Origin of the sequence: Roseovarius sp. THAF9 (genome assembly GCF_009363715.1) — a bacterium.
Lineage (GTDB): Bacteria > Pseudomonadota > Alphaproteobacteria > Rhodobacterales > Rhodobacteraceae > Roseovarius.
In genome coordinates, this window is record NZ_CP045404.1 from 1,544,361 (window position 1) to 1,559,208 (window position 14,848).

Sequence of the window (14,848 nt, forward strand, 5' to 3'; positions counted from 1 at the left end):
GGTGGTGTCTGCCGGAGCCTCCGGCGGGAGTATTTGGGAACAGTGAAAGCTCAGGTCACGCGCCAACGCAGCGGCATTTTCGGGTCGAACAGGGTGACGGGGCCGTCGCCGGTGTCGATCTTGGGCGGATAGTCGACCGGATCGCCCTTGGTCAGGGTGATCGTGTCGGTGCTGATGGGCAGACCGTAGAAGGCGGGGCCGTGTTCGGATGCAAACCCGGCGAGGCGGTCGAGCGCGTCTTCCTGCTCGAACACCTCGGCGAGGATCGAGAGCGTGTTGGTGGCGGTGAAACAGCCCGCGCAGCCGCAGGCCGATTCCTTGTTGGGATCGGTGTGCGGGGCGCTGTCGGTGCCGAGGAAAAAGCGGGCGTCGCCCGAGGTGGCGGCGGCGCGGAGCGCAAGGCGGTGTTCCTCGCGCTTGGCTACGGGCAGGCAGTAGTAATGCGGTTTGATGCCGCCCACGAGGATGTGGTTCCGGTTGATGACGAGGTGATGCGTGGTGATGGTGGCGCCGAGGTTTTCGGCGTTCGATTTGACGTAGTCGACGCCTTGCTGCGTGGTGATGTGTTCCATGACGACGCGCAGGCCCGGCGTGGCGCGGCGGAGCGGCTCGAGCACGCGGTCGATGAATACCGCCTCGCGGTCGAAGATGTCGATATCGGCGTCGGTGACCTCGCCGTGTACGCAGAGCGGCATGCCGATCTCGGCCATTTTTTCCAGCACCGGGCGCACGCGGTCGAAATCGCGCACGCCGGAGGCGGAGTTGGTCGTGGCGCCCGCCGGGTATAGCTTGACGGCGGTCACGAGGCCCGAGCCATGGGCGGCGGCAACGTCCTCGGGATCGGTTTTCTCGGTCAGGTAGAGGGTCATCAGCGGGGTGAAATCCATGCCGTCGCGCAGCGCGGCAAGGATGCGGTCGCGGTAGGCGGCGGCCTGCGCTCCGGTCACAACGGGCGGCACGAGGTTGGGCATGATGATGGCGCGTCCGAAATGGCGTGCCGTCTCGGGCAGAACGGCTTGCAGCACCGCGCCATCGCGCAGATGCAGGTGCCAGTCATCGGGGCGGGGGATGGTCATGGTCCGGCTCATGGCCCGAGGGCTTACAACAGCCCGCGCGCCTGCGCCAGTGGATCAGTCGATTTCGCGCGGCGGCATCGGCACGCCCTGTTCTTCGGCCTTCTTGTAAGCGGCGCGGATTGCACGGCGAAAGCGCGGGCCGGGTGTGTCGCGCATGACGCGCTGGGCGAGGCGGGCGGTCAGGTAGAGCCGTCCGTCATCCTCGAGCCGTGTCAACAGGGCCTTGAGATAGGGCACGTCGCCGCGCCGCCCTCGGTAAAGGCGGGCGAGATTGGCGGTGTCGAGCTTGCCCGCGCTGAGCTGGGCGATGATGCGCAAAAGGATGTTCATACGCATCAGCCCACGGTCGAGGCGTGGGCCCATGTACCGCATCCGGTAGCGTAAGACATTGCCGCGGGCGAAGAGGGCGGCGTGCATTGCGTCTTCCTCGATCTCGGGGTCGTAGAGGATGACGGCGCGATCAGCGGCATCCAGCATGTCGGGCGCGTAGCCGTAGCGGGACGTGAAATCGAGCTTACGGCGACGGCGGAACCGTTCGTCCCATTCGGTCATGCGTGGGTCGAGCGTTGCCTGGGGCTGGATCGCCAGTACACGGGCGCCGGGTGCCGCCACGGAAAACGCGGCGGCGGCATAGCCTGCGGGGCCTGAGCCGTAGAAGATCACCTGGTCGAACTCTTCGAAAAAGCCGTCGTCGATCAGCCGATCGAAATAGCCGAAGACGCGGCCTTCGCGGAACCAGCTGTCGGTCTGGCTGGCCAGGCACAGGTGCGACCAGCCAAGGGCGCGGCCCAGTTGCCAGCCCAGCGGCTGGGCCTCGGGTGACGTCACGCGCAAGCCGGGGAAGGCCTCGAAGGTGACCAGAAGCGTCGGCTTGTGCTCGATGAATATGGCGGCATGCGCATCACCCAGGCGCTCGACATAGCCGTCGGCATCGGCGGTGTCGTCCAGCTTGTCCAGCCAGTCTTCCCAGTCCAGCCCGGACAGGGACGTATCCAGCGCCTTAGGATAATCTGCGCTCATGCTCGGACCTCAACGCTCGAGTTTGCCCCGCTTGGCACGGGTGATTGGCCCGCAAGCTAGCGGGCAAAAAGGGCAAAACTTTGGAAAATTGAAGAGGTTTCTAGGGGGCGGCGGGATGCCGCGCAGGCTGGCCGCGCCTTGACGGGAGCGCGAAGCCGTGCAGTTCTGCCGGGGTAAAGGAGGGCGTGCATGCGCGATCTGAGATCCATAGACGACGTGGAGGCGATGCTGGCCGGGCAGGAGTACGTCTGCGGACGCAGCCTGGCGACGGTTGTGTTCCTGGGGCTGCGCCTGGGCCGGCCACTGTTCCTGGAAGGCGAGGCAGGCGTCGGCAAGACCGAGATCGCCAAGGCGCTGGCGGCGGGGCTGGAGCGCAGGCTGATCCGGTTGCAATGCTACGAGGGGCTGGATGCGTCGAGTGCCGTTTACGAGTGGAATTTCGCCGAGCAGATGATCGCCATCCGCGCCGCCGAGGCCAGCGGAGGTGTGGACCGCGAGCGGCTGACAGACGAACTTTTCACCGAGGATTTCTTGATCGAACGCCCGCTTTTGCAGGCGATGCGCCCGCAGGAAGGCGGGGCGCCAGTGCTGCTGATCGACGAGTTGGACCGCACCGACGCGCCGTTCGAGGCGTTCCTGCTGGAGGCGCTGAGCGATTTCCAGGTGACGATCCCGGAACTGGGCACGATTGCCGCGCTCGAGCCGCCTATCGTGGTGCTGACCTCGAACCGCACGCGCGAAGTGCATGACGCGCTAAAGCGGCGCTGCCTGTATCACTGGGTGGATTACCCCAGTTTTGATCGCGAGATCGAGATTTTGCAGGCCCGCGCCCCGGAAGCGGCGGAGACGCTGAGCCGCGAAGTGGTGGCGTTCGTTCAGAAGCTGCGCACCGAAGACCTGTTCAAGAAGCCCGGCGTGGCGGAGACGATCGACTGGGCCAAATGCCTGCTGGCGCTGGATGTGATCAGCCTCAGCCCGGAGGTCATCGCCGACACGCTGGGCGCGATCCTGAAATACCAGGACGACATCCAGAAAATGCAGGGGTCCGAGGCCAAGCGTATCCTTGACGAGGCAAAGGCGGGGCTAGAGCCGGCATGATCCTTCCTCTGGCCGGAAATATCCCGGGGGTTTGGGGGCTGGCCCCCAATTTGAAAAGTGTTTGGGGGCCGGGCCCCAAGTCCAAGAGCTAATGGAATACCCCGATCTCGACCTGCCGGAGCATCCTAAGCTCGGCCACAACATCACGCATTTCGCCCGTGCGCTGCGCAAGGCCGGGGTGCCGGTGGGGCCGGGGCGGGTGATCGACGCCATTCGCGCGGTCGAGGCGGCGGGGTTCACCTCGCGGTCGGATTTCTTCTATGCGCTCAGGGCCTGTTTCGTGAGCCGGCCCGAACACCGGGCGGTGTTTGCTCAGGTCTTCCGCCTTTACTGGCGCGACCCGCGCTACATGGAGCACATGATGGCGATGATGCTGCCCGCCATTCGCGGCGTGCAGGAGGACCGCAGCGCGCAGGCAGCCGAGAAGCGCGCGGCCGAGGCGCTCTTGGACGGGATCGAGCCAGAGATGCCCGAGGCGGAAAGCCAAGAGGACGACGAGGAAACGCAGATCGATATCGACGCGTCCCTGACCATGAGTCGCGAGGAACGGCTGCGGACCCTGGATTTCGAACAGATGAGCACCGCCGAGATCGCCCAGGCCAAGCGGATGCTGGCCAGGCTGAGCCTGCCGGTGAAACCCTTCGCCTCGCGCCGGGGGATGCCTGCGACGACCGGCACGCAGCTCGACGCGCGCAAGACGCTGCGCGCGGCCATGCGGAAGGGCGGCGAGATGCGGCGCATTCACGTGCAAAAGCCGCGCCCGCGCTGGCCCAACCTGGTGGTGCTTTGCGATATTTCCGGCTCGATGAGCCAGTACAGCCGGATGGTTCTGCATTTCCTTCATGCCGTGGCGAATGAGAAAGGCGCGGGCTGGTCCGCCGTGCATGCCTTTACCTTCGGCACGCGGTTGACCAACATCACGCGCCATTTGGCGTCGCGCGACGTGGACGCCGCGCTGGCCGCCGCCGGGTCCGAGGCGCAGGACTGGGAAGGCGGCACGCGGATCGCGGCCTGTCTGCACGCGTTCAACCGCGACTGGTCGCGGCGGGTGACCGGGCAGGGGGCGGTCGTCCTGCTGATCACCGATGGGTTGGACCGCGACGACAGCTTTGACCTGGGCCGCGAGATGCAACGTCTGCACCTGTCGTCGCGGCGTCTGATCTGGCTGAACCCGCTCTTGCGCTGGGACGGATTCGCGCCGCGCGCTACCGGAATCCGGGCGATGCTGCCCCATGTGGATGCGTTTCGCGCTGGCCACTCCATCGCGACGTTGGAAGATCTGGCGGCCGCGATCAGTGCGCCGCACGATACCGGCGAGAAGGCGCGGCTGATGGCGCTTCTCTGACATGTGCGCATTGGCGAGGTTCCGCCGATGTCGCACACCCCCTATCGGAACACTCCGTCATGCCCGGCGTTGAAACGTGAGACCGCAGGATTTCGCGGCATCCGTATCTAGGGAGAGAAGAGATATGCGCCGACTGACGCTGACATCCACCACCGCCGCCATCGCGCTTGCGATCGGCCAGACCGCGCCGCTCCCGCTTGCGGCGCAGACCGCCGCGGGCGACTTGCCCGCTTGCTCGGGAAGTTCCGAGTTGCCTTGCGCCGTGCCGGGCCTCGACGTCGTGGTCGAAAACGAGGTTGACCGCCAGACGCTGGCCCTCTGCGGCGAGATCGAAGCCAGTGGTTCTCAGGCCACGGAGGCGTGCAGCGATGCACAGATCAACGAGGTCGTGGCAGACTTGGCTCCGGTCGGGGCGCCTGCGGGATCGGTGACGGAGACGGCATCGGAGCAGGCGGAAGAAACCATGCGCACCGCCCAGGCGGATGTCGAGGAAACCCAGCCGAACGTCAATGCCGAAGCAGATGCCGAAGCGCAAGCCGCGGCGGAGGCCGAAGCGGCGGCGCAAGCCGCCGAACAGCAAGCCGCGGAGCAGCAGGCGGCTGAAGCTCAAGCCCAAGCTGAGGCGGAAGCCGAAGCCGCAGAAGAGCAGGCCGCCGAGGACCAAGCTGCTGCCGAGGCCGAAGAACAGGCCGCCGAGGCGCAGGCCGCCGCTGAGGCCGCCGAAGAACAGGCCGCCGAGGCGCAAGCCGCTGCCGAGGCGCAAGCACAGGCTGCTGAGGAGCAGGCCGCTGCCGAGGCTGAAGCGCAGGCTGCCGAGGAACAAGCGGCTGCCGAGGCGCAGGCACAGGGTGCGCAAGACGAGGCCGCTCAAGCCGAGGCCGCACAGCAGCAACAGGACGAAGAGGCCGCCGCCGCGGCTGAGGCTGAGAGACAGATGGAGGCGCCCGCTGCGTCGGACACCGTCACTCAAGAGGCAGAGGAACTAGAGCAGGCGCTCGAGGCCGAGCAATCCGAGGCGGACGCGAACACTCAGGCCGAAGCTGAGGCCGAGACGCAGGACGCCCCCGCGAGCGCACAGGCCGAGCAGGCCGAGAGCGATGCGCCGGCCGACACGGCTCAGAGTGAAGAAGACGAGCTGCAACAGGCGCTCGAGGCCGAACAGACCGAGGCGGACTCGCAGGACCGCCCCGCGAACGCGGAAACCGGGCAGGCCGAGAGCGATGCGCCGGCCGATACGGCCCAGACCGAAGAAGATGAGCTGCAACAAGCGCTTGAGGCCGAACAGGCCGAAGCCGAGGCTCAAACCAACGCCCAGCAGAGCGGCGAGGCAACGGGGTCCGCAACAGACGAGCAGCCGACGGAACAGGCCACGACCGACCTTCCCGAGCCGGCGATCGACGAAGACCCCGAGGCGCAGGCCCAGGCACAGGCCGAAGCCGCGGCCCAGGTCGAGGAGCAGACCGCAGCCGCCGCTGCTGCCAATGACGATGCCGAAGCCGTCAGCAGCGAAGAGGTAACGCTCACCGAGGAGAACACGCGCTCGTCTGACGAGGAATTCGAGACGACCGTCGGTGGCGATGCTCAAAATGCGGCCAACACCGAGACGGCCCCTGCCGCCGGAACGCCGCGTACCAGCGATGACCGGGATGAAAACCTCAAGGATATCCTGACAGCCGCCGCGGCGATCGGGCTTGGCGCCTACGCGATCGGGCAGGTGACCGATGATGGCGGCACCGTGGTGTCGAACAGCGGCGACCGTGTGGTCGTGGAAAACAATGGACGCTATCGCATCATCAAGGACGACGACGCGCTTCTGCGCCGTCCGGGCAGCGATGTGCGCGTGCAGACTTTCGACGACGGCTCGACCCGCAACACCGTGACGGCTCAGGATGGCACGCAGACCATCACCATCCGCTCCGCAGATGGCCGTGTGCTGCGCCGGACGCAGGTTTATCCCAATGGCGATCAGGTGGTGCTCTTTGATGACACGCGCCAGGTCGAGGCGGTGAACGTCCAGCAATTGGGCGATACCCGCGCGCAGGAGTACGACTATACCAACGCCTCCGAGGACGAGTTGCGCACGGCGATCCTCGCCACGCGGGATGCGCCGGCGACGCGCCGTTACTCGCTCAACCAGGTGCGGTTCGTCGATGCGGTGCGCCACCAGGTGCCGGTGATCGCGCTCGATGCGGTCAATTTCGAAACCGGCAGCGCGGTGATCCGCCCCGAGGAAGCCAGGGACCTTTCGGTGCTCGGCAACGCCATGCGCGACGCGATCGCCGAAGACCCGCGGCAAGTGTTCCTCATTGAGGGTCACACCGACACGGTTGGCCCGGCGAGCAACAACCTGGCCCTGTCAGACCGCCGTGCGGAATCGGTGGCCTTGGCCCTGACCGAGTATTTCGACGTGCCTCCGGCGAACATGATCGTGCAGGGGTATGGCGAGGCGGACCTGAAGATCCGCCAGGCCGGTGACATCCGCGAAAACCGCCGCGCCGCGGTCCGCAATATCACCGGACTGCTGAACGACAGCTGAAACTTGTTCTGATCAAACGGATTGGCCCCTCGCCGATTGGCGGGGGCTTTTTCGTTCCGGTAGGTGCACGCGCAAGATTCTTCGTACGAAGAATCTGGGGCATTGACCGCCGCCGAAATTGCGTTTGTGAAAGCGGGGCGCCCGGCCCATATTGGCGTCATGACCGACCGGTTCGATACGATCCCCGAGACAGCCCTGGCCTGGTACGAGGCCGGCAAGGGCGCGGCCCTGGCCACCGTGGTTCAGACCTGGGGCAGCGCGCCCCGCCGGGTGGGCAGCCAGCTGGCGATATCCGGCGCGGGCGAGATCGAGGGATCGGTCTCGGGCGGCTGTGTCGAGGGCGCCGTGGTGGCTGAGGCGCTGGATGCCATCGAGGACGGCACGCCCGTGATGCTGGAATACGGCGTCAGCGACGGCGACGCCTTTGCCGTGGGGCTGGCCTGTGGTGGCACGATCCGGGTCTTGGTAGAGCCCGTGGGCACGGTGATGCCGGTGGAGCTTTTGAAGGATCTTGTGCTGGCGCGCGAGGCGCGGGTGCCGGTGGCCTATGTCACCGGGATGACCGCCGAGCGGCGGCTGGAACGCGACGGCCATGCCGAGCGGTTCCGCATGGACCGATCGGGGTTCGAGGAGGACGCAGAGACCTTCGTGGCCATACACAACCCGCCCTTGCGTATGATGGTGGTGGGCGCGGTGCATATCGCGCAGGCGCTGGTGCCGATGGCGCGGATCGCGGGCTATGACCCCATCGTCATTGACCCGCGCGAAAGTTTTGCGAGCGAGGCGCGGTTTCCCGGTGTCAGCCTGCTGCGTGACTGGCCCGACGAGGCCGTTGCTGCCTGCGGTCTGGACAGCCGCACGGCATTGGTTCTGCTGACCCATGACCCCAAGCTTGATGATCCGGCGTTGGAAGCGGCGCTGGCGTCGGATGTTTTCTATATCGGCGCGTTGGGTTCGACCCGGACCCATGACAAGCGGCTGGCGCGGCTGGAGGAGAAGGGCTTTGACGCCGATCAGATTGCACGCATCCATGGGCCCGTGGGGCTGGATATCGGCGCGGCGGGTCCGTCCGAGATTGCCGTGGCGATCTTGGCCGAGGTGACTCAAGTGCTCAGGCAAGGCGGATGAAGTTCGGACCGGTCGCGCTGGCGGAGGCGGCGGGCGCGATCCTGGCGCATAGCGAGCATTTGCCGGACGGCCGCCTGCGCAAGGGGCAGGTGCTGACCGAGGCGGATGTCGCACGTTTGTGTGCGGCGGGTTTTACCGAGGTGATCGTCGCCGTTCTGGAGCCGGGCGACCTGCACGAGGACGACGCCGCCGCGCGGCTGGCCGCGGCGGTGCATGACGGTGCGCCGGGCCTGTCGCCGAGCCGGGCGTTCACGGGGCGGGTGAACCTGGTGGCCGACGGGCCGGGCGTGGTCGAGGTGGACGCGGCAAAGGTCGCGGCGGCCAACATGGTGGATCCAATGGTGACGCTGGCCACGGTCGCGCCGTGGTTTCAGGCACATCCGGGGGGCATGGTGGCGACGGTCAAGATCATCTCTTACGGTGTGGCGGCAGAGGCGTTGGACAGGGCGGCCGAGGCCGGGCGGGGCGCGATTGCGCTGCACCGGCCGAAATACGCCACCGCCAGCCTGATCGTCAGCGATACGCCCGACGGGCCCGGCCTGCGCGGCGCCGAGGCGATCCGCACGCGGCTGGCCAGTCTCGGGATGCGGCTGAGCCAGACATTGAGCTGTCCGCACGAGGTGCCCGCGCTGGCCCGCGCCATCGCGGCGGCGCATGGCGACGTGGTGCTGATCCTGACCGCGTCGGCCACTTCGGACATGCGCGACACTGGCCCCGAGGCACTGCGCCGGGCGGGGGGTGAGGTGGAGCGGTTCGGGATCCCGGTCGATCCGGGGAACCTGCTGTTCGTTGGCCGGCTGAAAGAAAGACCCGTGATCGGTTTGCCCAACAGCGCGCGGTCGCCGGTGTTGCACGGCGCGGACTGGGTGATGTCGCGCGTGGCCTGCGGTGTGCCGGTCGGCCCGGAGGAGTTCGCTGCGATGGGGGTGGGCGGCTTGCTCAAGGAGATCCCCACGCGGCCCCAGCCCCGGCAGCGCCGCACGACCGGCTAGGGCCGGCGCGGCTGCCTGCCGATGCGTGGGACGGTTCGGGACGATGAGCGAAAACCTCAACAGTGCGCCTCTGACACCCAGGACGCTGCAGGCTGAGATCGGCGCAGCACCGGCAACCGATACAAAGGCATGGGGTCCTGCGGCAGAAAGTGCCTTCTCAACTAAGGATCGGCGTGTTTAACTCCAACCAGCCAATTAGAAAAGCCAATGGGAGGAGCCGATGGCACAGGTCAAGATGACCGTGAACGGCAAGCCTGCGTCCGGCGAGGTTGAAGGACGCACGCTACTTGTCGATTTTATACGTGACGAGCTGGGCCTGACGGGCACGCATGTGGGCTGTGACACCAGCCAGTGCGGCGCCTGCGTGGTGCATGTGGACGGCAAGGCGGTGAAGGCCTGCTCGATGTTCGCGGCCGAGGCCGAGGGCACGGAGGTGACCACGATCGAGGGGATGGCGGCGGAGGACGGCACCATGACCCCGGTCCAGCAGGCATTCCAGGAGTTCCACGGGTTGCAATGCGGGTTCTGCACGCCGGGCATGGTGATGTCGGCGGAAGCCCTGCTGAAGGACAACCCGAGCCCGACCGAGGCGGAGGTGCGCGAGTACCTGAAGGGCAATATCTGCCGCTGCACCGGGTATCACAACATCGTCAAGGCGATCCTCGCCGCGGCGGGACAAGACGTCAGCAACATCGCGGCCGAGTAAGGCGTAGGGTGCGTGCGTGCACGCACTGTTTTCAGGGAGGATAAATACATGCCCAAAGATGGTGGCATCGGCGCCAGTTCCAAACGGCGCGAGGACGTACGGTTCCTGACGGGGGCCGGAAATTATACAGACGACATCAACCTGCGCGGACAGGCCTATGTGCATTTCCTGCGCTCGGACGTCGCACACGGCACGTTGGACAACGTGGATACCAGCGCTGCCGAGGGCATGCCCGGGGTGATCAAGGTTTTCACCGGCGCGGATTTCGCCGAGGTGGGGGGCATCCCCTGTGGCTGGCAGGTGACGGACCGGCATGGCGAGCCCATGCAGGAGCCGCCGCACCCGGTGCTGGCGCAGGGCAAGGTGCGGCATGTGGGCGATCCCATTGCTGCCATCGTGGCTGAAAGCCGCGAACAGGCGCGGGACGCCGCCGAGGCGATCGAGGTGGACATCTCGGACCTGCCCGCCGTCATGGACATGAAGGAGGCGCTGAAAGAGGGCGCCACCAAGGTGCATGACGACCTGACCTCGAACCTTTGCTATGACTGGGGCTTCGTCGAGGAGAACAAGGGCGCGGTGGACGAGGCGATCAAGAACGCCGCGCATGTGACCACGCTGGAACTGGTGAACAACCGGCTGGTGCCGAACGCGATGGAGCCGCGCGTGGCGGTGGGCGATTACAGCCGCGGCACCGACGACAGCACGCTTTATACCACGAGCCAGAACCCGCACGTCATTCGCCTGTTGATGGGCGCGTTCGTGCTGGGCATTCCCGAGCACAAGCTGCGGGTCGTGGCGCCCGATGTGGGCGGCGGTTTCGGCTCGAAGATCTATCACTATGCCGAGGAAGCCTTCTGCACCTTTGCGGCCAAGGCGCTCAACCGTCCGGTTAAGTGGACCTGCTCGCGCTCGGAGGCTTTCATTTCCGACGCGCATGGCCGCGATCACGTGACCAAGATCGAACTGGCGCTGGATGCGGACAACAACTTTACCGCTGTGCGCACGGAAACCTATGCCAACATGGGGGCGTATCTGTCGACTTTCGCGCCGTCGATCCCCACATGGCTGCACGGCACGCTGATGGCGGGCAATTACAAGACGCCCAATATCTACGTGAACGTGAAGGCGGTCTTTACCAACACCGTTCCCGTCGATGCCTATCGCGGGGCCGGGCGGCCCGAGGCGACGTACCAGCTGGAGCGTGTCATCGACAAGGCGGCGCGGGAGCTGGGCGTGGATCCGATCGAGCTGCGGCGACAGAACTTCGTCACCGAGTTCCCCTATGCCACGCCGGTCGCTGTCGAGTACGACACGGGCGATTACAACGCCACGATGGACAAGTTGCTGGAGATCATCGACAAGGATGGTTTCCAAAAGCGACTGGAAGACAGCAAGGCCAAAGGAAAGCTGCGGGGCCTTGGCGTGAACTGCTATATCGAGGCCTGCGGCATCGCGCCGTCGAACCTGGTGGGGCAGTTGGGCGCGCGGGCCGGCTTGTATGAATCCGCGACCGTGCGGGTGAACGCCACCGGCGGGATCACCGTGATGACCGGCAGCCATAGCCACGGACAGGGGCACGAGACCGCTTTCCCGCAAGTGGTGGCCGACATGCTGGGCATCGACGAGAGCATGGTCGAGATCGAACACGGCGACACGGCCAACACGCCGATGGGCATGGGCACCTACGGCTCCCGCTCCATCGCCGTGGGCGGCAGCGCCATGGTCAAGGCGACCGAGAAGATCATCGCCAAGACCAAGAAGATCGCGGCCCACCTGCTGGAAGCCTCGGAGGCGGATATCGAGTTGAAGGACGGCCAGTTCACCGTCGCGGGTACCGACAAGTCGGTGGCCTGGGGCGACGTGACGTTGGCGGCTTACGTGCCGCACAACTATCCGCTGGAAGAGATCGAGCCGGGGCTGGAGGAGACCGCGTTCTACGACCCGGCCAACTTCACCTATCCGTCGGGCGCCTATGCCTGCGAGGTGGAGGTCGACCCCGAGACCGGCAAGGTCACCATCGAGAGCTTTGCTGCCGCCGACGACTTCGGCAATGTCATCAACCCGATGATCGTGTCGGGCCAGGTGCATGGCGGGCTGGCGCAGGGGATCGGGCAGGCGCTCTTGGAGCAGACCTCCTACGATGCCGACGGCCAGCTCTTGAGCGCGTCCTACATGGATTACGCCATGCCGCGCGCCGATGACGTGCCGTTCTACGATGTCGACCATTCCTGCCAGACGCCCTGCACGCACAACCCGCTGGGGGTGAAAGGCTGTGGCGAGGCTGGCGCGATCGGCAGTCCGCCTTCGGTGGTCAATGCCGTGGTGGATGCGCTGCAACGCGCGGGGCATGATGTGACGCATATCGACATGCCGCTGACGCCGTCGCGCGTCTGGCAGGCGATGCAAGGGTAAGGAGAGAGACGATGTACGCATTCGAAATCGAACGCCCGAGCACCGTGGCCGACGCGGTGGCGCTGCTCAAACAAAGCGACGAGAACCAGGCGCTGGGGGGCGGGCAGACCCTGATCCCCACGCTGAAGCAACGCCTGGCCGCGCCCGAGGTGCTGGTTTGCCTGAGCGGGATCGACGAGATCAAGGGCGTCTGCACCGATGATGACGGCCGCATCTGCATTGGCGGGGGCACGACCCACGGCGATGTGGCGGCGGGATCGGGGGCTTATCCGGCGCTGGTCTGGATGGCCGAGAATATCGGCGACCCGGCGGTGCGCAACCGTGGCACCATCGGCGGAAGCCTGGCCAACAACGACCCGTCGGCGTGCTATCCGGCGGCGGTGCTGGCGTCGGGCGCGACGGTGGTGACCAACGAGCGCGAGATCGCGGCTGATGATTTCTTCGAGGGCATGTTCGCGACCGTGCTGAATGAGGGCGAAATCATCACCGAGGTGAAATTCCCGGTGCCGGAAAAGGCCAACTACCAGAAGTTCGAACAGCCCGCGTCGCGCTTTGCGTTGGTCGGCGTCTTCGTGGCCAAGTTCGCCGACGGTGTGCGCGTGGCCGTCACCGGCGCATCCGAAGAGGGCGTGTTCCGCTGGACGGAAGCCGAAGAGGCGCTGAGCGGCAATTTCTCGGCCTCGGCGCTGGACGGTCTTTCAGTGCCGGCGGACGGGATGATTTCGGACTTGCACGGCTCGGGGGCGTACCGCGCGCATCTGGTGGCGGTGATGACCCGCCGGGCGGTCGAGGCGGCCTGACCCCAGGGCGCGCCAGGACTCGGGAAACCCGGCCCTTGGAGGCCGGGTTTCGCCTTGAGCTGCCCATTTCTTGCAAGAAATCGGTCAGCGCGTTGATCATGACGCAACGCTTACGAGGCTTGCAGCGCGGGGCGGCCCGCCTTGTGGATAAGTGTCACATCCCCGTCACGGAATCGCGCTACGCAAATCGCAAGATGTACCGCCATATCCGGCACTTGCCAGAGGCGAAACACGATATATAGTGAACGCAGTCAAGGGGCGGCTGTCACGCCCCGAACCAGAGCATGAGGCGATACGAGCGGGGGTAAGTAAGGTCATGGATGCAGATTTCAGAACGGAATTCGTAAGGGCGCCCTCGGCGCTGAAACATCATCCGGCGCTGGTTCTGAACGCCGACTATCGCCCACTGTCCTATTACCCCTTGTCGTTGTGGCCCTGGCAGGATGCCGTGAAGGCCGTGTTCCTTGACCGGGTCGACATCGTGGCCGAGTACGAAGACACGGTGCGAAGTCCTTCGACCGAGATCAGGATACCCTCGGTCATCGTTCTGAAAGATTACGTCAAACCTCAAAAGCGCGTGGCCTTCACGCGCTTTAATTTGTTTCTGAGGGATGAATTCCAGTGTCAGTACTGCGGAGCGAAGGGGGATCTGACATTTGACCACGTAGTTCCGCGCGCCAAGGGCGGGATCACTTCCTGGGAAAACGTCGTGGCGGCCTGTTCGCCTTGCAATCTGCGCAAGGGCTCCAGAAGCCTGCGGCGCTCGGGGCTGAACCTGCGCAAGCCGCCGCGCGCGCCGGCGGCGGAACAGCTGCGTAACCTTGGCCGCAAGTTCCCGCCCAATCACCTGCATGAAAGCTGGATCGACTTCCTTTACTGGGATGCCGAGTTGGAAGCCTAGGGTAATCATCTAAAAGATTGACCTGAAAGCGATCTGCGTGTTGGCTTTGCCGGGTGACACCGGGGAGGGGCACATGCGTCTTGGGATTTATCAATGCGATGCGGGTGGTCTGTCGACCAGTGCGCGGCTGCGCGCGCTGGAGTTGCGGCTGGCGGAGCGCGAGGCCGACCTGATGGTCTGTCCGGAGTTGTTCCTGTCGGGCTACATGGGGGCCGATCACGCGGCGCTGGCCGAACCCGCGACGGGACCGTTCTTTCAGGATGTGGCCGAGATGGCGAAGCGGCACGAGACCGCCGTCTGCTATGGATATCCCGAGGCGGCGGACGGCGTGGTTTACAATGCCGCGCGGCTGGTGGGCGCGGATGGCGCGGCGCTGGCCAATCACCGCAAGCGGTTGCCGTCGCCGGGAAGTTTCGAGGAAGAGACATTTGCCAACGGGGACAACCTGACGCTGGTCGATCACGGCGGAATGCGCATCGCGATCATCATCTGCTACGAGGTCGAACTGCCCGAAAGCCTGCGCAAGGCCGCGCTGCACGGGGCCGAGCTGGCGCTGGTGCCCACGGCGCTTGTCGATCAGTGGGGCGTGGTGGCCGAGAAACTGGTGCCGACGCGGGCCTTCGAGAACGGGTTGTGGTTGGCCTATGCCAACCATGCGGGCGAGGAGGGCGGCGCGCGCTACCTCGGCGGCAGCCGGATCGTGGCGCCGGACGGGGTGGAGGAGGCGGTGGCCGGGACAGAGGAGACCGTGATTGCCGCCAATGTCGACCCCGCGCGTGTGGTGGCGGCGCGGAACCGGCTGCCGTACTTGCGCGATGCGGTCAAACTGTGAGG

Annotated in this window: 12 protein-coding genes; 10 read left to right on the plus strand and 2 right to left on the minus strand. The window is 65.9% G+C overall.

Features of this window, described 5'->3' with window-relative positions; all coding sequences use genetic code 11:
* Positions 1-50: 50 nt before the first annotated feature.
* Positions 51-1,088, minus strand: coding sequence for a dihydroorotase (gene pyrC / locus FIU86_RS07690; RefSeq protein WP_152474541.1), 1,038 nt, complete (start codon positions 1,086-1,088; stop codon positions 51-53).
* A gap of 42 nt (positions 1,089-1,130) precedes the next feature.
* Entirely contained in the window at positions 1,131-2,096 is a 966-nt protein-coding gene (locus tag FIU86_RS07695; protein ID WP_152474542.1) for a phosphoadenosine phosphosulfate reductase, read from the minus strand.
* A 189-nt stretch (positions 2,097-2,285) separates the two neighbouring features.
* On the opposite strand from FIU86_RS07695, the gene FIU86_RS07700 reads away from it, so the two are divergent.
* The 10 genes from FIU86_RS07700 to FIU86_RS07745 all read left to right on the plus strand — a co-directional run bounded on the left by FIU86_RS07700 (position 2,286) and on the right by FIU86_RS07745 (position 14,846).
* Positions 2,286-3,194 (plus strand): MoxR family ATPase, encoded by a 909-nt coding sequence (locus FIU86_RS07700; RefSeq protein WP_152474543.1) that lies wholly within the window; start codon positions 2,286-2,288, stop codon positions 3,192-3,194.
* A gap of 91 nt (positions 3,195-3,285) precedes the next feature.
* Entirely contained in the window at positions 3,286-4,539 is a 1,254-nt protein-coding gene (locus tag FIU86_RS07705; RefSeq protein ID WP_152474544.1) for a VWA domain-containing protein, read from the plus strand.
* A gap of 124 nt (positions 4,540-4,663) precedes the next feature.
* Positions 4,664-7,075 carry an OmpA family protein gene (locus tag FIU86_RS07710; RefSeq protein WP_152474545.1) on the plus strand — a complete coding sequence of 804 codons (2,412 nt, stop codon included), beginning with the start codon at positions 4,664-4,666 and terminating at the stop codon, positions 7,073-7,075.
* Positions 7,076-7,234: 159 nt separating this feature from the next.
* Complete coding sequence (locus FIU86_RS07715) at positions 7,235-8,203, plus strand: XdhC family protein (RefSeq protein ID WP_152474546.1); 969 nt, start codon at positions 7,235-7,237, stop codon at positions 8,201-8,203.
* On the plus strand, positions 8,200-9,195 hold the full coding sequence (locus tag FIU86_RS07720; RefSeq protein ID WP_152474547.1) for a molybdopterin-binding protein: 996 nt from the start codon (positions 8,200-8,202) through the stop codon (positions 9,193-9,195). Before FIU86_RS07715 ends, FIU86_RS07720 begins: the two co-directional genes overlap by 4 nt.
* A 220-nt stretch (positions 9,196-9,415) precedes the next feature.
* A complete protein-coding gene (locus FIU86_RS07725) occupies positions 9,416-9,901 on the plus strand; it encodes a (2Fe-2S)-binding protein (protein WP_152474548.1) in 486 nt (161 codons plus the stop codon).
* Positions 9,902-9,949: 48 nt separating this feature from the next.
* Entirely contained in the window at positions 9,950-12,313 is a 2,364-nt protein-coding gene (locus tag FIU86_RS07730) for a xanthine dehydrogenase family protein molybdopterin-binding subunit (protein WP_152474549.1), read from the plus strand.
* Positions 12,314-12,324: 11 nt separating this feature from the next.
* Complete coding sequence (locus FIU86_RS07735) at positions 12,325-13,113, plus strand: xanthine dehydrogenase family protein subunit M (protein ID WP_152474550.1); 789 nt, start codon at positions 12,325-12,327, stop codon at positions 13,111-13,113.
* A gap of 316 nt (positions 13,114-13,429) precedes the next feature.
* Positions 13,430-14,014, plus strand: coding sequence for an HNH endonuclease (locus FIU86_RS07740; RefSeq protein WP_103761466.1), 585 nt, complete (start codon positions 13,430-13,432; stop codon positions 14,012-14,014).
* 73 nt (positions 14,015-14,087) lie between these two features.
* Complete coding sequence (locus tag FIU86_RS07745; RefSeq protein WP_152474551.1) at positions 14,088-14,846, plus strand: nitrilase-related carbon-nitrogen hydrolase; 759 nt, start codon at positions 14,088-14,090, stop codon at positions 14,844-14,846.
* The last annotated feature ends 2 nt before the right edge of the window (positions 14,847-14,848 follow it).

Bases quoted from the DNA above. Each gene is read 5' to 3' on its own strand.
- FIU86_RS07745 (WP_152474551.1), top strand. From the start codon at position 14,088: ATGCGTCTTGGGATTTATCAATGCGATGCGGGTGGTCTGTCGACCAGT.
- FIU86_RS07705 (WP_152474544.1), top strand. From the start codon at position 3,286: ATGGAATACCCCGATCTCGACCTGCCGGAGCATCCTAAGCTCGGCCAC.
- FIU86_RS07700 (WP_152474543.1), top strand. From the start codon at position 2,286: ATGCGCGATCTGAGATCCATAGACGACGTGGAGGCGATGCTGGCCGGG.
- FIU86_RS07725 (WP_152474548.1), top strand. From the start codon at position 9,416: ATGGCACAGGTCAAGATGACCGTGAACGGCAAGCCTGCGTCCGGCGAG.
- FIU86_RS07695 (WP_152474542.1), bottom strand. From the start codon at position 2,096: ATGAGCGCAGATTATCCTAAGGCGCTGGATACGTCCCTGTCCGGGCTG.
- FIU86_RS07720 (WP_152474547.1), top strand. From the start codon at position 8,200: ATGAAGTTCGGACCGGTCGCGCTGGCGGAGGCGGCGGGCGCGATCCTG.
- FIU86_RS07715 (WP_152474546.1), top strand. From the start codon at position 7,235: ATGACCGACCGGTTCGATACGATCCCCGAGACAGCCCTGGCCTGGTAC.
- FIU86_RS07740 (WP_103761466.1), top strand. From the start codon at position 13,430: ATGGATGCAGATTTCAGAACGGAATTCGTAAGGGCGCCCTCGGCGCTG.
- pyrC (WP_152474541.1), bottom strand. From the start codon at position 1,088: ATGAGCCGGACCATGACCATCCCCCGCCCCGATGACTGGCACCTGCAT.
- FIU86_RS07735 (WP_152474550.1), top strand. From the start codon at position 12,325: ATGTACGCATTCGAAATCGAACGCCCGAGCACCGTGGCCGACGCGGTG.
- FIU86_RS07710 (WP_152474545.1), top strand. From the start codon at position 4,664: ATGCGCCGACTGACGCTGACATCCACCACCGCCGCCATCGCGCTTGCG.
- FIU86_RS07730 (WP_152474549.1), top strand. From the start codon at position 9,950: ATGCCCAAAGATGGTGGCATCGGCGCCAGTTCCAAACGGCGCGAGGAC.